At 65.8% G+C, this 19,653-nt stretch carries 12 protein-coding genes and 2 tRNA genes; 5 read left to right on the forward strand and 9 right to left on the reverse strand.

All coding sequences use genetic code 11. The features are described 5' to 3' along the window. Positions 1–19: 19 nt before the first annotated feature. Together U5768_RS08940 and purL are read right to left on the reverse strand one after the other, a co-directional pair. Positions 20–1,135 carry a Fic family protein gene (locus tag U5768_RS08940; protein WP_322030003.1) on the reverse strand — a complete coding sequence of 372 codons (1,116 nt, stop codon included), beginning with the start codon at positions 1,133–1,135 and terminating at the stop codon, positions 20–22. A gap of 211 nt (positions 1,136–1,346) precedes the next feature. Further along, positions 1,347–5,432, reverse strand: a complete 4,086-nt coding sequence (gene purL, locus U5768_RS08945) for a phosphoribosylformylglycinamidine synthase (protein WP_322030004.1) — start codon at positions 5,430–5,432, stop codon at positions 1,347–1,349. Positions 5,433–5,769: 337 nt separating this feature from the next. On the opposite strand from purL, the gene U5768_RS08950 reads away from it, so the two are divergent. The 3 genes from U5768_RS08950 (at position 5,770) to pgi (ending at position 10,634) form a co-directional block, all read left to right on the forward strand. Then, on the forward strand, positions 5,770–7,065 hold the full coding sequence (locus tag U5768_RS08950; RefSeq protein ID WP_322030005.1) for an FAD-dependent oxidoreductase: 1,296 nt from the start codon (positions 5,770–5,772) through the stop codon (positions 7,063–7,065). A 92-nt stretch (positions 7,066–7,157) separates the two neighbouring features. Further along, complete coding sequence (locus U5768_RS08955) at positions 7,158–8,750, forward strand: NAD(P)H-hydrate dehydratase (RefSeq protein ID WP_322030006.1); 1,593 nt, start codon at positions 7,158–7,160, stop codon at positions 8,748–8,750. 264 nt (positions 8,751–9,014) lie between these two features. After that, entirely contained in the window at positions 9,015–10,634 is a 1,620-nt protein-coding gene (gene pgi / locus U5768_RS08960) for a glucose-6-phosphate isomerase (RefSeq protein WP_322030007.1), read from the forward strand. A gap of 60 nt (positions 10,635–10,694) precedes the next feature. Here the strand turns inward: pgi and U5768_RS08965 are convergent, their stop codons facing one another. Next, positions 10,695–11,435, reverse strand: a complete 741-nt coding sequence (locus U5768_RS08965) for an ABC transporter ATP-binding protein (RefSeq protein WP_415913869.1) — start codon at positions 11,433–11,435, stop codon at positions 10,695–10,697. Between the two features lie 144 nt (positions 11,436–11,579). Between U5768_RS08965 and U5768_RS08970 the strand changes: the two genes are divergently transcribed. Next, positions 11,580–12,215 (forward strand): arylesterase, encoded by a 636-nt coding sequence (locus U5768_RS08970; RefSeq protein WP_322030075.1) that lies wholly within the window; start codon positions 11,580–11,582, stop codon positions 12,213–12,215. 111 nt (positions 12,216–12,326) lie between these two features. After that, positions 12,327–12,674, forward strand: a complete 348-nt coding sequence (locus U5768_RS08975; protein WP_322030009.1) for a hypothetical protein — start codon at positions 12,327–12,329, stop codon at positions 12,672–12,674. A gap of 102 nt (positions 12,675–12,776) precedes the next feature. Here U5768_RS08975 and U5768_RS08980 read toward each other — a convergent pair whose 3' ends face one another. The 6 genes from U5768_RS08980 to clpX all read right to left on the reverse strand — a co-directional run bounded on the left by U5768_RS08980 (position 12,777) and on the right by clpX (position 19,590). Next, entirely contained in the window at positions 12,777–14,723 is a 1,947-nt protein-coding gene (locus U5768_RS08980) for a SurA N-terminal domain-containing protein (protein WP_322030010.1), read from the reverse strand. Between the two features lie 103 nt (positions 14,724–14,826). Continuing rightward, positions 14,827–14,903 (reverse strand) — tRNA-Asp (locus tag U5768_RS08985). Between the two features lie 33 nt (positions 14,904–14,936). Then, positions 14,937–15,012 (reverse strand) — tRNA-Val (locus U5768_RS08990). A 91-nt stretch (positions 15,013–15,103) separates the two neighbouring features. Then, positions 15,104–15,376 carry an HU family DNA-binding protein gene (locus U5768_RS08995; RefSeq protein WP_027796408.1) on the reverse strand — a complete coding sequence of 91 codons (273 nt, stop codon included), beginning with the start codon at positions 15,374–15,376 and terminating at the stop codon, positions 15,104–15,106. Between the two features lie 324 nt (positions 15,377–15,700). Further along, positions 15,701–18,127: an endopeptidase La gene (gene lon, locus U5768_RS09000; RefSeq protein WP_322030011.1), complete on the reverse strand. Its 2,427-nt coding sequence runs from the start codon at positions 18,125–18,127 to the stop codon at positions 15,701–15,703. 191 nt (positions 18,128–18,318) lie between these two features. Then, positions 18,319–19,590, reverse strand: coding sequence for an ATP-dependent Clp protease ATP-binding subunit ClpX (gene clpX / locus U5768_RS09005; protein ID WP_028216418.1), 1,272 nt, complete (start codon positions 19,588–19,590; stop codon positions 18,319–18,321). Between the last annotated feature and the right edge of the window lie 63 nt (positions 19,591–19,653).

Consider the following 19,653-nt stretch of genomic DNA (forward strand, 5'->3'; position numbering starts at 1 on the left):
GCGGGGTTTTTGTTTGCGCCTATGCGTTCAGCTCGTAGCTCGTGCTGCGGCCGCCGCCCTGCGCTTTACGCAGCACGCCGCGAACCACCAGATCGTTGATGTCGCGTAACGCCGTATCGGACGAACATTTGGCGATGGCCGCCCACTTGCCGCTCGTGAGCTTGCCGTCGAATCCATCGAGCAAACGGTTGAGCAGCTTCACTTGCCGTTCATTGAACGGCGTCGTGGCCCAGTCGCGCCAGAAGCGCGCCTTGCCGAGCACGGCATCGAGCGTGATCTGCGCCTGATCGACCGCGCGATGCAGCGTGTCGAAGAACCAGGCGAGCCAGCGCGTGACATCCATCGAACCGCGCTGCGTGCGCTCCAGAATGTCGTAATAGCTTTTGCGCTCGCGCTGAATCTGCGCGGAAAGGCTGTAAAAGCGCTGCGCGCTGCCGTCTGCGCGCGCGAGCAGCAAGTCGCCGATGGCGCGGGCCACGCGGCCATTGCCGTCGTCGAACGGGTGCAGCGTGACGAACCATAGGTGGCCGAGGGCGGCCTTGATCAGCGGCGGTTCTTGCGCCGGGCCGTTGAGCCAGTCGAGAAAGCGGTGCGTCTCGCCTTCCAGCCGGCTCGCGGGGGGTGCCTCGAAATGCACGCGTTGACGGCCAATCGGCCCCGAGATCACCTGCATGGGCCCGCTCGCGTCGTCGCGCCAGCCGCCCACGTTGATTCGCGAAAGCCCCGCGTAACCGGTGGGAAACAGCGCCGCGTGCCAGCCGAACAGGCGCTCGCGCGTAACCGGCGCGCGGCTGTTGGTGGTCGCGTCGAGCACCATCTCCACCACGCCTTCCACGTGGCGGTCCACCGGCGCAAGCGCCCCGATGTCCACGCCCATGCGGCGCGCGATGGACGAGCGCACCGAGGCGACATTGAGCTGCTCGCCTTCTATCTCGCTCGTCTTGAGCACGTCCTCCGTGAGGGCCGCGAGGCTCGCCTGATCGCGCAGCGCCATGCCGACATCGGCCAGCCGCCCGACCAGCAAGCCTTGGGCGCGGCTGACTTCGGCCATGGGTTCGGCAAGCGCCGTCAGATCGAAGCGCCACCGGGGCCAGTCGGCAGCCTGCCAGATGTAGATGTATTCGCCGCTATTCATGCGGTGATTATGAGACGTATTCGTCGCATGCACAAGCTAATCGCCGCAAAAGATGCGGCGATTAGGGGCGGTATTCGCCGCAAGACCGCGTCCGTGAGTGCCCAAAAGACAAAAAACCCCGGCCTGCACTCGTAATTGAGGCATGGCCGGGGTTTCCGCCGAGGCAAGTCGCCCCGGCGTCGATCGTCCGCGTGCGGGTTCGTTGCCCGCGTTAGCCCACCCACTTGCGCGCGTTCTGGAACGCACGCATCCACGGGCTCGCTTCGCCCCAGGTTTCGGGATGCCAGCTCATCGTGACCGTGCGCTGCACGCGCTCGGTGTGCGGCATCAGCACCGTGAAGCGGCCGTCGGGCGTCGTGACCGAGGTAATGCCTTGCGGCGAGCCATTGGGGTTGAACGGATAAGCTTCGGTCGCCTCGCCGCGATGGTCGACGTAGCGCATCGCCACGGCCACCTTCGAAATGTCGCCCTGCTGCGAGAAGTCCGCGAAACCTTCGCCGTGCGCGACCGCGACCGGAATGCGCGAGCCTTCCATGCCGCTAAAGAAGATGGACGGCGAGCCCTGCACTTCCACGAGCGAGAAGCGCGCTTCGAACTGCTCCGACTTGTTGCGCGTGAACTTCGGCCACGCATCGGCGCCGGGGATCATCGAGGCGAGGCTCGACATCATCTGGCAACCGTTGCAGATGCCGAGCGCAAACGTGTCCTGACGCGCGAAGAACGCCGCGAACATGTCCGCGAGCTTCGCGTTGAAGCGGATCGTCTTGGCCCAGCCTTCGCCCGCGCCCAGCACGTCGCCGTACGAGAAGCCGCCGCAGGCCACCGCGCCCGCGAAGTCGGCGAGCGTGGCGCGGCCTTCGAGCAGGTCGCTCATGTGGACGTCGTGCGCGTCGAAGCCGGCGCGGTCGAACGCGTACGCGGTTTCGAGGTGCGAGTTCACGCCCTGCTCGCGCAGGACCGCCACGCGCGGGCGCGCGCCACGGCTGATGAACGGCGCGGCGATGTCCTCGGCCGGATCGAACGTGAGATGGGGCTGCATGCCCGGATCGGCGGCGTCGAGGAGCGCGTCGTATTCGGAATCGGCGCACGCGGGATTGTCGCGCAGACGCGCGATGCGCCAGCTCACTTCGCTCCACACGCGCTGCAACCCGGAACGCGGCGCCTCAAAGATGCGCTTCGCGTCGCGATAGATCTCGATCGAATCGCGCGGATTCAGCGTGCCGATCACGTGCGAGCAGACCGACAGGCCGTGCGTGCGCAGCACCGCCATCACTGCGTCGCGCTGCGGCGCCGGCACCTGGATCACGGCGCCGAGTTCTTCGGAGAAGAGCGCGCGCAACGTGCGGTCTTCGCGGCGGCCGCTCGTTTGCTTCGCCCAGTCCTTGGCGTCGCCGTAATCGGATTCGTGCTCGCTGTCGAGCGCGAGCATGTCCACGTTCAGCGACACGCCCGTGCGGCCCGCGAAGGCCATTTCGCAGACCGTCGCCCACAGGCCGCCGTCCGAACGGTCGTGATACGCGAGCAGTTGCTCGTTCGCGTTCAATTGCTGGATGGCTGTGAAGAACTGCTTGAGGTCTTCGGCGTTGTCCACGTCGGGCACGGTGTCGCCCACCTGCTGCGTGACCTGCGCGAAGATGCTGCCGCCCATGCGGTTCTTGCCGCGGCCCAGATCGATCGCGATCAGCACCGACTCGCCCACTTCATCCACGCGTCGCAGTTGCGGCGTGAGATGACGGCGCACGTCTTCCACCGGCGCGAACGCCGAAATAATGAGCGAAACCGGCGCGACCACTTCTTTCGCCACGCCTTCCTCGTTCCACTTCGTGCGCATGGAGAGCGAATCCTTGCCCACCGGAATGCCGATGCCGAGCGCCGGGCACAGTTCCATGCCGATCGCCTTCACGGTGTCGTACAGCGCGGCGTCTTCGCCCGGTGCGCCGCACGCGGCCATCCAGTTTGCGGAGAGCTTGAGCTTGTCGAGCGACAGAATGGGCGCGCTCGCGATGTTGGTGATCGCCTCGCCCACAGCCATGCGGCCCGATGCCGGTGCGTCGATGACGGCGAGCGGCGTGCGCTCGGCCATCGTCATCGCTTCGCCCTTGTAGCCGGCGTAGTCGAGCGCGGTGATCGCGCAGTCGGCCACCGGCACCTGCCACGGGCCGACCATCTGGTCGCGCACCGTCGTGCCGCCCACCGACCGGTCGCCGATGGTGATGAGGAACGACTTGCTGCCCACGCTCGGGTGGCGCAGCACGCTCTTCGCGACTTCGTCGAGCGAGATGCCCGTGACTTCGACAGGCGCGAGCGGCACGCTCGCATGCTCGACGTTGCGATGCATGCGCGGCGGCTTGCCGAGCAGGATGTCCATCGGCATGTCGACGGGCTGATGGCCGCCGTTGGCCGCGAGCGCCTGCTCGTCGGTGTCGACGAGCTTCAGGTCGCGTTCTTCGGTCGCAACGCCCACGACGGCGAACGGGCAGCGCTCGCGTTCGCAGATCGCCTTGAATTCCGCCAGATCGGCGGGCGCGATGGCGAGAACGTAGCGTTCCTGCGATTCGTTCGACCAGATTTCGCGCGGCGAGAGGCCCGACTCTTCGAGCTGCACCTTGCGCAGTTCGAAGCGTGCGCCCTTGTCCGCACCGTCGACGAGTTCCGGGAACGCGTTCGAAAGGCCGCCCGCGCCCACGTCGTGAATGCTCAGGATCGGATTGCGCTCGCCCAGTTGCCAGCACGAGTTGATGACTTCCTGCGCGCGGCGCTCGATTTCCGGGTTGCCGCGCTGAACCGAATCGAAGTCGAGTTCGGCGGTGTTGGTGCCGGTCGCCATCGAACTGGCCGCGCCGCCGCCCATGCCGATGCGCATGCCGGGACCGCCGATCTGGATCAGCAGCGTGCCGGCCGGGAGGTCGTGCTTATGGGTGTGCTGCGCGCTGATATTGCCGATGCCGCCCGCGATCATGATCGGCTTGTGATAGCCGCGCACGGTGCCCGCGACGTTCTGCTCGTAGACGCGGAAATAGCCGCCGAGATTCGGGCGGCCGAATTCGTTGTTGAACGCGGCGCCGCCGAGCGGGCCGTCGATCATGATCTGCAGCGGCGAAGCGATGCGGTCGGGGCGGCCGTATGCACCTTGCGCGCCCTGCGTATCCGCGGGATTGCGCAGCATGAGCGGCACGGCTGCGTCGCGTGCGTCTTCCCAGGCTTCGCGGGCGTCGGGCAGGTCGAGGTTCGAGACCGTGAAGCCCGTGAGGCCGGCCTTCGGACGCGCGCCGCGGCCCGTCGCGCCTTCGTCGCGGATTTCGCCGCCCGAGCCCGTCGCCGCGCCGGCGAACGGCGAGATCGCCGTGGGGTGGTTATGCGTCTCCACCTTCATCAGCGTGTGCGTGAGTTCGGTGTGGCGGCCGTACTGCTCATCAGGCGCGCCGTCGGCGTTGCGCTTGCGCGGGAACCAGCGCTCAGCGATTGCGCCTTCCATGATCGACGAGTTGTCCGAGTACGCGACGATCGTGCCTTGCGGGCTGATCTTTTCGGTGTTGCGGATCATCGCGAAGAGCGACATATCCTGGTCCTGACCGTCGATCGTCCAGCTTGCGTTGAAGATCTTGTGGCGGCAGTGCTCGCTGTTGGCCTGCGCGAACATCATCAGTTCGACGTCGGTCGGGTTGCGCTCGAGCTTGTTGAAGTTCTCGACGAGGTAATCGATTTCGTCGTCGGCGAGCGCGAGGCCCAGTTCGCCGTTGGCGGTTTCGAGCGCCGCGCGGCCTTTGCCCAGCACGTCCACGGTCTGCATCGGACGCGCCGGCAGTTCGTCGAACAGATGCAGCGCCGTATCGCGCGAAGCGGCCACGCTTTCGGTCATGCGGTCGTGCAGCGCCGCGGCCACCGCGGAGTGCGCCTCCTCCGAAAGCGTCTTCTTGCCGCCGAGCAGGCCCGACTTGAGCACCACGGTGTACTCGACGCCGCGTTCGATGCGGCGCACCTGCTCGAGGCCGCAATGGTGCGCGATGTCCGTGGCCTTGCTCGCCCACGGCGACACGGTGCCAAAGCGCGGCACGACGAGGAACGCGAGCGCGCTGCCGCGCTCCTGCGGAGCCGCGAACGGCGCGCCGTAGTGCATCAGCGCCTCGATTTTCGCGCTGTCTTTAGCGCAGAGCGGCGCGGTGGAATTGACGAAATGCAGAAACTGGCCGTGCACGCCGACGATATTGGCGTCGATACGCTGAAGCGTTTCGAGCAGGCGGGTCTGACGGAAGTCGGAAAGGGCCGAAGCGCCGGGGAAACACGAGAAGTGGGCCATGGACTGGGGCGTTGCGTCGAGGTTGCGTCAGAGTGGCGTCGCGGCTTCGCCTCGCGCGAAACACGTCGCAAGGTGGCGATGCGTCGCGCGGGGATGGCGACGGTCAGGCGAAGGGAGACCGCGATTATAACCCGGAAGGCCTGTCCTGACCGCCCCATCGGCCGCGCGAGACATGCGCGGCGGCCGGCCTCGCGCATGGCGATACGGGCGCTTTCGCTGCTATGATTGCGCGTTTCGTCTGATCGGCGCACCCGGGCATGGCTCCGGCGCGCTGCACGCCCCACCTTCGCAGGACGCCCTCGCCGAGGCGCGTCGCCTGCCTGCAGATCGTATCGTCATGGATGTCATCGTCATCGGCGGCGGAATCGCCGGCATCGCTACCGCGTGGCAGCTACGCGCGGCCGGGCACCGCGTCTGCGTGATCGAGCGCCACGCCACCGTTGCGCAAGGCGCGACCTACGGCCATAGCGGCGTTGCGCTGCCCACGCCGCTCGACGTCTGGTTCGGCCCCACCTTCCTGCGTCACGGTCGTCAATCGTCGGGCGGCGTGATCAGCCGGACGGGCTGGCGCGGCCAGGCGCATGGCTTCGTCAAGCGTCTCGCCACGCTGCACGGCTCCGAAGCGTTCGCCGGGCGCTATGCGCTCCTGCGACCGCTCATCGAGTCGGCGCAAGCGGCGCTCGCCGACATCGACGCGCGCTTCCAGCTCGACTACGAGCAGCGCGACGGCCTGCTCTACCTCGTGCGCGGCGCCGACGAATGGTCGCTCACGCAGCCGGCCCTCGAACTGCTGCGCCGCTTCGAGACGCCGCACCACGCGCTTTCGCCCGCGGAATGCGTGGCTTTCGACCATGCGATTCCCGCCGATCCGCCGTTCGCGGGCGGCGTGCATTTCGAGACCGGCCGCGTCGCCAACTGCCCGCTCTTCGTGAAGCTGCTCAAGCAGGTGCTCGACGCCCAGGGCGGCGTGCAGTTCGAAACGAGCCGCGAGGTCAGCGCGATTCGCCTCGAAGACCGGCGCGCGGCGGTGGAACTCGCGCCGCCCGCGCACGAAGCGGGCCGCGCGCGCGACGTCGAGGTGATCTCGGGCGACGCCGTCGTGGTCGCAGCGGGCGCGCAAACGCCGCGGCTCCTCGCGCCGCTCGGCATCAAGATGCCGTTCTATCCGCTACGCATGCACACGCTCAATTCGCCAGTGGCGCATGAGGAATGCGTGCCGCAGATCACCATCGTCGATGCAGGCAAGCGCATCGCCATCGCGCGCATGAATCACCGGCTGCGCATATCGGGCGCCGCCGTGCTGCTGCGCGCGCAGGAAGTCGAAGAGGCACTGCCCGAAGCGCTGACCGAAGACGCCCTCGCGCTGCTCGGCGAAGCGTCGCGCGACTGGGCGCCGGGCGCCGCGCGCATTTCGGCCGCGCTCGCGTGGGAAGGTATGAAGCTGCTTTCCGCCGACGGCCTGCCGGCGGTCGGCAGCGTGGGCCATCCGCGCCTTTTCGTGAACGCGGGTCACGGGCCGGCCGGCTGGGCGCTCTCGCTCGGCTCCGCGCGCCTCATCGCCCAGCAGGTCTCCAACACGGCGCCTGATCTGCCGGCCGACACCATCCAGGCGCTCTGGCCGGGCCGCGATTAAGCGGCGCGCGCGGCGGCGGCGCTTAATCGCGCGTGCCGCCTGAGGGCTTGCTCGGGTATCGTTGCGGTGTTGCTTTCCAGGACCGCATCGCCATGACGCACGCTCCCCACCTCAGCAGCACCGGACAACCGGTGCTCGTCAACCCGCACGATCGTGCGGTCCCGCTCCTTACAGTCGACCAGTTGCGCGAGCCCGAAGCCGCCGCGCAATCGGCTCTGCCGCCCCACACGCTCATGGCGCGCGCAGGCGCCGCCGCGGCGCACTTCCTGAGCGAGCAGCGCGCGCACGCGCCCTCTTCCGCGAGCGACAAGCCGGTGTGGTTCGCGGCGGGGCCCGGCAACAACGGTGGCGACGCCCTCGTCGCCGCGACCGTGCTACATCGCGAGGGGGTCGCCGTGGAAGTCTGCATGCCGGTCGAAGTCAAGCCCGACGACGCCCGCTGGGCGCTCGCGGAGGCGCGCGCGGCGGGCGTACCGATCGCCTCGTCCGTGCCCGCATCGTTCGACGCTTACGGCTGGCTCGTCGACGGGATGTTCGGCATCGGTCTCGCGCGCGGGCTCGAAGGCGTGTTCGCCGAACTCGCCGACAAGCTCTCGTCGCGTGCGCGCAGTCACGGCCACGTGCTCGCGCTCGACGTGCCGAGCGGCCTCGACAGCGATACCGGCAACGTGGTGAGCAACGGCCCAGCCGTGCGCGCGACTCATACCGTGACCTTCATTGCCGCCAAGCCCGGCCTGTATACGGGCGCGGGTCGCGACTACGCAGGCGCGGTCACCGTCGCGCCGATCGGCGTCGACACCGAAGGCACGCCGGGCGTCATGCGCCTGAACGCACCTTCGCTCTTCGGCGCCGCGTTGCCCGCACGCGACTTCGCCACGCACAAGGGCACGTTCGGCACGCTCGCGGTCGTGGGCGGCGACACGGGCATGTGCGGGGCGCCGATTCTCGCCGCGCGCGCGGCGCTCCTCGCGGGCGCCGGCAAGGTTCACGTGGGCTTTCTAGGCAGCGACGCCCCGCCCTACGACGCCCCGCACCCCGAATTGATGCTGCACTCGGCGCCCCGGCTCGCGCTCGATACGATGGACGCCGTGGCGGCGGGGTGCGGTATGGGCGCCAGCGCGTCCGCACGCCAGCTCGTGGACGCGATCCTGCGCCTTCAGGCCCCCGTGCTCCTCGATGCCGACGCGCTCAACCTCGTCGCGCGCGACGACGCGCTCGCGGCCCACGTCGCGCAGTCGGCCGCCGCGCGCGGCGCGCCTTGCGTGCTCACGCCGCATCCGCTCGAAGCGGCGCGGCTGCTCGGCTGCGACACCGCCGCGGTGCAGCGCGACCGCGTGGCCACGGCGCGCGCCCTCGCCGCCCGCTACGCGGCCGTTGCCGTGCTCAAAGGCAGCGGCACCGTGATCGCCGCACCCGATGGCCGCGTCGCCGTCAATCCCACGGGCAATGCGGCGCTTGCTACGGGCGGCACCGGCGACGTGCTCGGCGGCATGATCGGCGCACTGCTGGCACAGCGCCTGCCGCCCTACGAGGCGGCGCTCGCGGGCGTCTATCTGCATGGCCTCGCCGCCGACACGCTCTGCGCGCAAGGCGACGGCCCCGCCGGCCTCACGGCGGGCGAACTCGCGCCCGCGGTGCGCAAGCTCATGAACCGGCTCTTTTACGCGCCGGGCCACCTGGCCTGAAGCCGCGTGCCGCACGCCCGCTCGCGCGGCATACGGCTTGCTTCGTCACGACGCGCCGCCCACGCGCTGACGCATTGCTGCCGCAGGCGCTGCAAGCGCCACGTCGCGCTGCGCAGTGTCGCGCGAGGCCGCTATACTGATCCTCCGCACGCCGTCTCCCACCGGAGGCGGCCCGTGTTTCACCGCGGCGCGCGACGCGCGGGTTCGCCCTGATCGGCGAACCGCGCCTGCCGCCCTCCATTCGTGATCCCTCGCTAGACGAACATGACGAATCCGCTCCCCGCCTGGTCCGCGCTACAGACGCATTACGAACAGATCCGCGACGAAAAGCTGCGCGACTGGTTCGCCCCCGCCAACGACCCCGCGCCAACGCGCGCCGAACGCTTCACCTACGCCGGCGGCGGTCTCGGCGCCGACTTCTCGAAGAATCGCATCACCGACGCCACGCTCAAGCTGCTCGTGCAGCTCGCTCGCGAGGCCGGCGTGGAAGCGCGCCGCGATGCGATGTTCAAGGGGGAAGTCGTCAACCCGACCGAAGGCCGCGCGGCGCTGCACACCGCCTTGCGCGCCACCGAAGCCGATGCCCCGTACCACGCGCAGATCCTCGCCGAGCGCGCGAAGATGGCGAAGTTCGCCGACGCCGTACGCAGCGGCGCGTGGACCGGCTACACGGGCAAGCGCATCCGCCACGTCGTGAACATCGGCATCGGCGGCTCGGATCTCGGGCCCAAGATGGTCGTGCACGCGCTCAAGCATCTCGAACTGCCCGAAATCACCTCGCACTTCGTCTCGAACGTCGACGGCGCCGATCTGTGGCGCACGATCGAAAACATCGACCCCGAAGAGACGCTCGCGATCATCGTGTCGAAGACGTTCACGACGCTCGAAACCATGACCAACGCGCTGTCGATGCGCGAGTGGTTCGTCAAGCACGGCTGCCCGGAAGGCGAACTCGCGAAGCACTTCGTCGGCGTCTCGGCCAATCCGGCCGAAGTCGTGAAGTTCGGCATCGCCAAGGAAAACGTCTTCGAGATGTGGGACTGGGTGGGCGGCCGCTATTCGCTGTGGTCGGCCGTGGGCCTCTCGATCATGATCGCCATCGGCCCGCAGCAGTTCGACGAATTGCTCGCCGGCGCGCACGACATGGACCAGCACTTCCGCGAAGCGCCGCTAGAGAAGAACCTGCCCGTGCTGCTCGGCATGATCGGCGTCTGGTATCGCAACTTCTTCGGCTCGCAGAGCTATCTCGTTGCGCCGTATTCGGAAGCGCTGCACTTCCTGCCCTCGTATCTCCAGCAGCTCGAAATGGAGAGCAACGGCAAGCAGGCGCGCCTCGACGGCAAGTTCGTCGATTACGCAACTTCGGCGATCACCTGGGGCGAGCCCGGCACGAACGGCCAGCACGCGTTCTTCCAGATGCTGCACCAGGGCACGACAATCGTGCCGATCGACTTCATCGCCGTGCTCACGCCCGAGCATCCGCTGGCCGACCATCATCCCAAGCTGCTCGCGAACTGCTTCGCGCAAAGCGAAGCGCTGATGCTGGGCCGCACCGAGGAAGAAGCGCGCAAGATCGCGGGCCCGGACAAGCCCGAACTCGTGCCGCACATCATGTTCCCCGGCAATCGCCCGACCACCACGCTGCTCGTCGACGCCCTCACTGCGCGTTCGCTCGGCGCGATCATCGCGCTCTACGAGCACAAGGTGCTCGTGCAGGCTTCGGTGTGGAACATCAATCCGTTCGACCAGTGGGGCGTGGAACTCGGCAAGATCCTCGGCAAGGTGGTCGAAGCCGATCTGAATGCGCCAAGCGGCAATGTGAAGCCGCACGACTCGTCCACGGCCGCGCTGATCGCGCGCGCCCGCGCCGCGCTCAAGCGTTAAAAAGCGAAAACCGGCGTGCGCATGAACTGCGCACGCCGGTCAACGTTCGGGCGCCTCTCCTTACCGTCCGGCTTCGATGTTGCTCGCATTACTCGCAGCCGCCGCGCCATGCGGCGCGTTGGCCACGCGGTGGCCCGCTTCGATGGTGATGATGGCGTCGCAGCGCTGCGCGAGATCGACGTCGTGGGTGACGAGCACGAGCGTGGCCCCGTTGGCGCGATTGAGTTCGAACATCAGGTCGATGACGGCATGGCCGGTGGCGGCGTCGAGGCTGCCGGTGGGCTCGTCGGCAAACAGCACGGCCGGGCGCGTCACGAACGCGCGGGCGAGCGCCACACGCTGTTGCTCGCCGCCCGAGAGCAGCTTCGGATAATGGCCGGTACGCCCGGCGAGACCCACGCGCTCCAGCAACGCACGCGCGCGGGCGAAAGCGTCCCGCGTGGACATGCCGCCCTGGAGTTCGAGCGGCAGCGCGACGTTCTCCAAAGCGGTGAGATGCGGCATCAACTGGAACGACTGGAACACGAAGCCCACCGAGCCATTGCGCAGCGCAGCGCGCTGGTCTTCGGCCATACCGGTAAGCTCATGGCCGAGCAGGCGCACGGAACCCGCGCTCGCGCTGTCCAGGCCGGCCAGCAGACCGAGCAGCGTCGACTTGCCGGAACCGGACGCGCCGACGATCGCCACGCTGCCGCCGGCCGGCACGGTGAGGTCGATGCCGTCGAGGATCGTCAGCTCGCCGGTGGCGTCGGTGACCCGCTTGCTCAAACCCCGTACTTCGATGACTGGATCGCTATTCATTCGCACATGATGACGCACAGGTTAGCCGTGAACCAGAAACGCGCCGCGCGGCGCGCCACCTTTTCTCGCGCCGGGTCCCGCTTCGGCGCGCTTGCCTCCATCGCCACCTTCGCTGCCGCTGCCCTGTTCGGGATCCTGGGCGGCATGTCGGGCGCCGCGCTCGCTGCGGCACCGGTCCCCGCGGCCAACGCGGCGGCGAACCCCGCGGCCACGGCGAAACCGAACATCGTCGTGCTCGGCGACAGCCTCTCGGCCGAATACGGCCTGCCTCGCGATACGGGCTGGGTGGCCCTGCTGCGCCAGCGCCTCGCCAGTGAGCGCATCGATTATAACGTTGCGAATGCGAGCATCAGCGGGGACACGACCAGCGGCGGACTCACACGCCTGCCGCTCGTCATGCAGCGCATCAAGCCCGCGATCGTGATCGTCGAGCTGGGCGCGAACGACGCGCTGCGCGGCGTGCCGCTCGCGACCACGGAGAGCAATCTGCGCGCCATCGTCGGACAGATCCGCAAGGGCGGCGCGAAACCGGTGCTCATCGGCATGTACGTGCCGCCCAACTACGGGCCCGATTACACGCGCGACTTCCACGCCATCTACGAACGGCTGGCGAAGGACATGAACGTGCCGCTCGTGCCTTTTCTGCTAGCCGGCCTCGCCGACAAGCCCGAACTATTCCAGGCCGATCAGATTCATCCTACAGAGCGGGCACAGTCATTGCTCCTCGACAACGTGTGGCCAACGCTCAAGCCGCTGCTCGGCAGCGTCGGGCGGCACTGAACACCGGCGGCTTTCTCGCATCCTGCCAATGGCCACGCCTTTTGCGTCAGACACGCAAGCCCTGCGGCTGTGCAGTCTGAATCCGACCGACCCTGACTGGAGGGAAGAAGCGTGAAATATTTACCTCTCATTGTCGTAACGGCAGCACTTGCTGCCTGCGCCAATCAGCCAATGCCGAGCGGAGCGCAGTCCGTCGGCACAAGCCAGCAACCGCCGGCCGCGGTTGCGCAATGCATCGCGCAAAAATGGGCCGACAAGTCGCAGCAGCAAGTCGTCTCGCAGTCGGTGCTCGCCAACGGCCAGGCTGTCGACGTCTACGTCCCTGGCCAGCAACCGCCTAACGGCGCAGCGGCAACGGTGCGTCCGGCATGGAGCGCCAGCGCGAAGACGTGGGTCGGCTTCCGCTCCGGCGGCGGCGCGGGCGGAGACGCTACCAGCGACATTAACGCCTGCCTCTGATTTTTTTGCGCTCGCCAGAACGCAAAAGCCCCGCGATGTTTCGCGGGGCTTTTTTTTTGCGCCGGCGTTAGACGCGCCGGCGGGCGGTTACGCGGGTCGGGCTTACTGACCGTTGTCGCCGTCGCCTGACTGGCTGGCGGCGCCGAGCGAGCCGTAGAGCTTCACCTTCGAGCGGTCGCGCAGTGCGTCGAGGTACGCCTGCACCTGCGACTGGGCGTCCACCTGGGCCAGCTGCTGCTGCGCGGCGGCCAGACGCGGACCGTCGGCGGCCGGACCGTTGGTGACGCTATTCACGCGATAGATCGCATAGCCGTCGTTGCCGAGGTCCACGCCCACGTAGGCGGGCAGCTTTTGCGAATCGGCCTTGAAGACCGCGGAGAGCGCGCCAGGCGGCAGGCCCTGGGCGTCGTTGCGCGAGACCTTGAGCGCCGACGAGAAGCCGTCGGTCGACTTCGACTTCTGCAGGTCCGCGAGCTTCGCCTCGCCTTCCTTGCGCGCCATGTCGGCGGCTTGCTGCGCGACCACCTTCTGGCGCACGGCGTCCTTGACGGCGGCGAACGCGGGCACGGCAGCCGGCTGGTAGTTCGTCACGTGCGCCGAAATCAGCGTGCTGTTGCCGACGTCGATTGCCTGGGTGTTGTTGTGCTGGTTCACCGAGTCGCTCGCGAATACGGCGTCGAGGAACTTCTGGTTGTTCAGCGGGCTGTCCGGCGGCAGCGTTGCATTAGGCTTCGGCGTGACGGTGGCGGTCTGGATCGTCAGCTTGTACTTGTCCGCGGCCGGCTGCAGGCTCTTCGGCTGCTCGTAGACCAACGAGGTAAAGCCGTCTGTCGCGTCGGCGAGCAGCTTCGCGGCTTGCTGCGCCTTCACGTCGTTCGCGATCTGCGCCTTCACGTCGTCGAACGGCTTCGTGACCGAGGGCTTCAGGTCCGTGACCTTGACGATGTGATAGCCGAAGTCCGACTGGATCACATCGCTGATTTCGTCCTTCTTGAGCTTGAAGACCGCCGCGTCGAACGCCTGGCCGCCCGCGATCATGCCGGGGCCGAAGTAGCCGAGGTCGCCGCCCTTCGACGCCGAACCCGGGTCCTGCGACTCCTTCTGCGCGATCTGGGCGAACTGATCCGGATGCGCCTTCACTTCGGCGAGGATCGACTCGGCCTTCTGCTTCGCGGCGTTGCGCACGTCGGCGCTCGCGCCCTTCGGCACCGTGATCAGGATGTGGCTCGCGCGCACTTCTTCCTGCGTGCGGTAGTGCGCGATGTTGTCGTCGTAGTACTTCTTGAGATCGGCGTCGCCGGGCTGCACGCCGGCGGCCACCGTAGCCGCCGAAAGCACGAGATACTGGATCTGCGCCGTCGCGGGCGTAGCGAAGGCGTTCTTGTTCGCGTCGTAGTACGCCTGCAGTTGCGCGTCGGTCGGCTGAACCTTGGGCGCATAGTCGCTCGCGTGGAACGCAAGGCCCTGCACTTCGCGCTGCTGCTCCGAGAGGCCCGTCAACTGCTGTGCGAGCGCCTTCGGCGTGAACGCGCTGCTGACGATCGACGCCCCCAACTGCTGCATGGCGAGGCTGTAACGCACGCGCTCGTCGTACTGCTCGGGCGTCATGCCCTGCATGGCGAGCAGTTGCTTGTACTGGTCGAGGTTGATCGAGCCGTCAGGATTCTTGAGCGACGAAATCACCGGGTCGGCGAGCAGCGCGCGGCGCACGGCGTCGTCGGAGGCGGTGAGGTGCAGGCGCTGCGTTTCGTCCGCGAGCACGCGCTGCTGAATCAGGCCGTCGAGAATGTCCTTGCGATGCTGGGGCGTGTCGAACATGCTCGCGTCGAATTGCGCGCCGAGAACCTGGCGGGCCTGGTCGAGTTGCTGACGCGCGGCGTTGTCGTATTCGACGCGCGTGATCTTGCGCCCGTTGACGCTCGCGACGTTTGCGCTTTCATCAAAGAAGCCGCGGAAACCTTGAATACCGACGAAGCCGAGACCTGGCAGAATCACCAGCATCAGCATCAGCATCATCAGGCGTTTGTGATTGCGGAAAAAGTCGAGCATGCGTGACCAGACGTTGAGGGCGCCAAAAAATAGAACGCCCGATATTACAACAGCGGCCAACAAAAAAGGCGAACCGGAGTTCGCCTTCTTGTCGAGATATCCTTGGCGGAGCGGACGGGACTCGAACCCGCGACCCCCGGCGTGACAGGCCGGTATTCTAACCAACTGAACTACCGCTCCATGCGGGTGCGCTACGTACCGGAACTGAAGCTGTGGTGGGTGCTGAGAGGCTCGAACTCCCGACCTACGCCTTGTAAGGGCGCCGCTCTACCAACTGAGCTAAGCACCCAGCTTCATGCGCTTACTACGCTTCCTGCTTTACTCTGCGCTGCTTCCTGTACTGCGACCTCTGCTGCGCTACCTATCAGGTAGCGAGCCCGCTAGTTTAGCGCATCCTTCAGAGCTTTACCAGGCCTAAATTTGGGCACCTTCGCTGCCTTGATCTTGATCGCGTCGCCAGTGCGCGGATTGCGACCCGTGCGCGCCGTGCGCTTGCCGACGGCAAACGTGCCGAAGCCGACGAGCGTGACGGAGCCGCCCTTCTTGAGCGTGCCTTTCACGCCGCCGATCACGGCGTCGAGCGCTCGTCCCGCAGCCGCTTTCGAAATGTCGGCTTGTTGCGCGATATGGTCGATCAGTTCCGTTTTATTCATTCCAGCCCCCGAGAATGTGTTTGGGCAATCGTAAGAAAGAAGGTCAACTTATTGGATAGACGTCCCCGCGTAGCGCGGGGCCCGGTCATTTAACGAGGCCGAAAGCGCCGTGTCAAGCGGGGTTCAGCCTGATCGGCCAGCAATTCGAGACAACATTCGAGGGCTTGGTCGAATAAGTGGGAAATCGCAGAAAAGACGCCTGGTTGTCGTCGCAACGTAAAGGATTGTGACGCGCAAAGAAAAAAAGCCCGCGGACCATGCCGCAGGCTTTTTGGGGATAACTCGCTGCGCCGGAGCGCAGGTTACTGAAGAGACACTAACGACTTAGTGCTTGACGACTTCCGTCGCGCCGGCGTCCTTCGATTCGGCCACGGGCGCCTTGGCGTCCTCGGCCTTCACTTCTTCTTCCGGCAGCGGCTGCGGCACACGTTCGAGCGCGAGTTCGAGCACCTTGTCGATCCAGCGGACCGGCACGATTTCGATCGAGTTCTTCACGTTGTCCGGAATCTCGGTGAGATCCTTGACGTTCTCTTCCGGAATCAGCACGAGCTTGATGCCGCCGCGATGCGCTGCGAGCAGCTTCTCCTTCAGCCCGCCGATCGGCAGCACTTCGCCGCGCAGCGTGATCTCGCCCGTCATCGCGACATCGGCGCGCACCGGAATGCCCGTGAGCACGGAGACGAGCGCCGTCGTCATCGCACCGCCTGCGGACGGACCGTCCTTCGGCGTTGCGCCTTCCGGCACGTGAATGTGGATGTCCTGCTTCTCGAACGCCTCGTCCTTGATGCCAAGGCGACGCGAGCGCGAGCGCACCACCGAGCGTGCCGCTTCGACCGATTCCTTCATGACGTCGCCGAGCGAACCCGTGCGGATCACGTTGCCCTTGCCGGGCATGACCGCCGCTTCGATCGTCAGCAGATCGCCGCCGACTTCCGTCCATGCGAGGCCCGTGACCTGACCGATCTGGTTTTCCTTCGCGGCCAGACCGAAGTCGTACTTGCGCACGCCGAGGAAGGTGTCGAGATTGGCGCTGTCCACCGTGACGGCCTTGTCGGCCTTCTTCAGCAACAGCATCTTCACGACCTTGCGGCAGATCTTCGACACTTCACGTTCGAGCGAGCGCACGCCCGCTTCACGCGTGTAGTAGCGAATGATGTCGCGGATCGCGCCTTCGGTCACGTCGATCTCGCCAGGCTTGAGCCCATTGTTCTTCTTCTGCTTCGGCAGGAGATAACGCTGGGCGATGCTGACCTTCTCGTCTTCCGTGTAGCCCGAGAGGCGGATGACTTCCATCCGGTCGAGCAGCGGCGGCGGAATGTTCAGCGAGTTCGACGTGGCGACGAACATCACATCGGAGAGGTCGAAATCGACTTCGATGTAGTGGTCCGCGAACGTGTGGTTCTGCTCCGGATCGAGCACTTCGAGCAGCGCCGACGACGGATCGCCGCGGAAATCCATACCCATCTTGTCGACTTCGTCGAGCAGGAAGAGCGGATTGCGCACGCCGACCTTCGTGAGGCTTTGCAGGATCTTGCCCGGCATCGAACCGATGTACGTGCGACGGTGGCCGCGAATTTCGGCTTCGTCACGCACGCCGCCCAGCGCCATACGCACGAACTTGCGGTTCGTTGCGCGCGCAATGGACTGCCCGAGCGAGGTCTTGCCGACGCCCGGAGGCCCGACGAGGCACAGGATCGGCGCCTTGACCTTGTCCACGCGCTGCTGGACCGCGAGATACTCGAGAATGCGTTCCTTCACCTTCTCGAGACCGAAGTGGTCTTCGTCGAGCACGGTTTCGGCGTTCGAAAGGTCGTTGTTGACCTTGCTCTTCTTGCGCCACGGCAGGCCGATCAACGTGTCGATGTAGTTGCGCACGACGGTGGCTTCGGCCGACATCGGCGACATCAGCTTGAGCTTCTTGAGTTCGGCGTCGGCCTTCTTCTTGGCTTCCTTGGGCATGCGCGCAGCGGTGATGCGCTTCTCGAGTTCTTCGAGATCGGCACCCTCTTCGCCTTCGCCCAGTTCCTTCTGGATCGCCTTGACCTGTTCGTTCAGGTAGTACTCGCGCTGGCTCTTTTCCATCTGGCGCTTCACGCGGCCGCGAATGCGCTTCTCCACCTGGAGAATGTCGATTTCGGCTTCGAGTTGCGCGAGCAGATGCTCCAGACGCTCCACAACCGGGAACATTTCCAGGATGTGCTGCTTCTGGTCGAGCTTGAGCGGCAGGTGCGCGGCGATGGTGTCGGCAAGACGACCGGCTTCGTCGATACCCGACAGCGACGTCAGGATCTCCGGCGGAATCTTCTTGTTGAGCTTCACGTACTGATCGAACTGCGAGACGATCGCGCGGCGCAGCGCTTCGGTTTCGGCGCTGTCGGCGTGGTCCGGTTCGAGCGGCATCACTTCGCACGAGAACTGCGTTTCCTGTTCTTCGATGGAAAGCGTCTTCGCGCGCTGCAAGCCTTCCACGAGCACCTTCACGGTGCCGTCGGGCAGCTTGAGCATTTGCAGGATGTTGGCGACACACCCTACTTCATACATGTCTTTTTCGGTCGGCTCGTCCTTCGCGGCGGTCTTCTGGGCGACGAGCATGATGTGCTTGCCGCCTTCCATCGCCGCTTCGAGGGCCTTGATCGATTTCGGCCGGCCCACGAAAAGGGGAATCACCATATGCGGGAAGACTACGACATCTCGCAGCGGCAGCAGCGGGAGCGTGGTGCGTTCCGGCGGGAGGAGTTGGGTTCCTGACATTTCATTTCCCCATGAGTGGAATCAATTGTTCGGTAATTGAGGCCTGAGATACCGATTGCAAGCCTCGCGCGTGTGGGAAAAGTTCAGTGACTCCAAAATAGTGCGCCATCGACCACAAGATTAAACGAAAAAGCCGTTCATCCCATTGTATGAACGGCCCTTTTCCGGAACTCTTTAGCCGATCACCACCATCAGTTCGACCCTGCGACCTTCGGAGCGTCTTCGTAGATCAGCAGCGGCTTGCCGTCGCCGTCGATCACGTTGTCGTCGATGATGACCTTGCTCACGCCCTTCATGGCCGGCAGCTCGTACATCACATCGAGCAATGCCTGTTCCAGGATCGAGCGCAGGCCACGGGCCCCGGTCTTGCGGCGGATCGCCTTGCGGGCGACGGCCTGCAGCGCGGCCGGGCGAATTTCCAGCTCCACGCGCTCCATGTTGAAGAGCTTGTGATACTGCTTGACGAGCGCATTCTTCGGCTCGACCAGAATCTTCATGAGCGCGGCTTCATCGAGCTTGCCGAGCGTGGCGACCACGGGCAGACGGCCGATCAGTTCGGGAATGAGACCGAACTTGATCAGGTCTTCCGGTTCCGTTTCGCGCAGCACTTCGCCCGTGTCGCGCTCCTGCTTGCTCTTCACGCTTGCGCCGAAACCAATGCCGGTCTTTTCCGTACGGTCGGTGATGACCTTTTCCAGACCGTCGAACGCGCCGCCGCAAATGAACAGGATGTTGGTCGTGTCGACCTGGATGAAATCCTGGTTCGGATGCTTGCGGCCGCCCTGCGGCGGCACCGATGCCATCGTGCCCTCGACGAGCTTGAGCAGCGCCTGCTGCACGCCTTCGCCGGAAACATCGCGCGTGATCGACGGGTTATCCGACTTGCGGCTGATCTTGTCGATCTCGTCGATGTAGACGATGCCGCGCTGGGCCTTGTCGACCTCGTAATTACAGTTCTGCAGCAGCTTCTGGATGATGTTCTCGACGTCCTCGCCCACGTAGCCGGCTTCGGTCAGCGTGGTGGCGTCGGCGATCACGAACGGCACGTTCAGAAGACGCGCGAGCGTTTGCGCGAGCAGCGTCTTGCCCGAGCCGGTGGGCCCGATCAGCAGGATGTTGCTCTTGGAGAGTTCGACGTCGTCTTTCTTGTCGAGATGCTTCAGACGCTTGTAGTGGTTGTACACCGCTACCGCGAGGATCTTCTTCGCGCGTTCCTGCCCGATCACGTACTGGTCGAGGATGTCGCGGATCTCCTGCGGGCTCGGCAGGTCCGAGCGCGACAGCGCCGCGTCGACGCCCGCACCGGCGGCTTCGTCGCGAATGATCTCGTTGCACAGGTCGATACATTCATCGCAGATGAATACCGACGGACCAGCGATGAGTTTTTTCACCTCATGCTGGCTCTTGCCGCAAAACGAGCAATACAACAGCTTCTCGCTGTTAGAACCTTTCTTGTCCGCCATGGATAAATGAGCCTCCGGACACTCTGTTACATGATACGCCGTTTCCCCCGGCCAGGCCGGAGG

The organism is Paraburkholderia sp. J76 (assembly GCF_905220295.1).
Lineage (GTDB): Bacteria > Pseudomonadota > Gammaproteobacteria > Burkholderiales > Burkholderiaceae > Paraburkholderia.

What these genes read in the sequence shown, in the direction of transcription:
- U5768_RS08940 (WP_322030003.1), bottom strand. Translation starts at nt 1,135, where the DNA reads ATGAATAGCGGCGAATACATCTACATCTGGCAGGCTGCCGACTGGCCC.
- purL (WP_322030004.1), bottom strand. Translation starts at nt 5,432, where the DNA reads ATGGCCCACTTCTCGTGTTTCCCCGGCGCTTCGGCCCTTTCCGACTTC.
- U5768_RS08950 (WP_322030005.1), top strand. Translation starts at nt 5,770, where the DNA reads ATGGATGTCATCGTCATCGGCGGCGGAATCGCCGGCATCGCTACCGCG.
- U5768_RS08955 (WP_322030006.1), top strand. Translation starts at nt 7,158, where the DNA reads ATGACGCACGCTCCCCACCTCAGCAGCACCGGACAACCGGTGCTCGTC.
- pgi (WP_322030007.1), top strand. Translation starts at nt 9,015, where the DNA reads ATGACGAATCCGCTCCCCGCCTGGTCCGCGCTACAGACGCATTACGAA.
- U5768_RS08965 (WP_415913869.1), bottom strand. Translation starts at nt 11,435, where the DNA reads ATGAATAGCGATCCAGTCATCGAAGTACGGGGTTTGAGCAAGCGGGTC.
- U5768_RS08970 (WP_322030075.1), top strand. Translation starts at nt 11,580, where the DNA reads ATGTCGGGCGCCGCGCTCGCTGCGGCACCGGTCCCCGCGGCCAACGCG.
- U5768_RS08980 (WP_322030010.1), bottom strand. Translation starts at nt 14,723, where the DNA reads ATGCTCGACTTTTTCCGCAATCACAAACGCCTGATGATGCTGATGCTG.
- U5768_RS08995 (WP_027796408.1), bottom strand. Translation starts at nt 15,376, where the DNA reads ATGAATAAAACGGAACTGATCGACCATATCGCGCAACAAGCCGACATT.
- lon (WP_322030011.1), bottom strand. Translation starts at nt 18,127, where the DNA reads ATGTCAGGAACCCAACTCCTCCCGCCGGAACGCACCACGCTCCCGCTG.
- clpX (WP_028216418.1), bottom strand. Translation starts at nt 19,590, where the DNA reads ATGGCGGACAAGAAAGGTTCTAACAGCGAGAAGCTGTTGTATTGCTCG.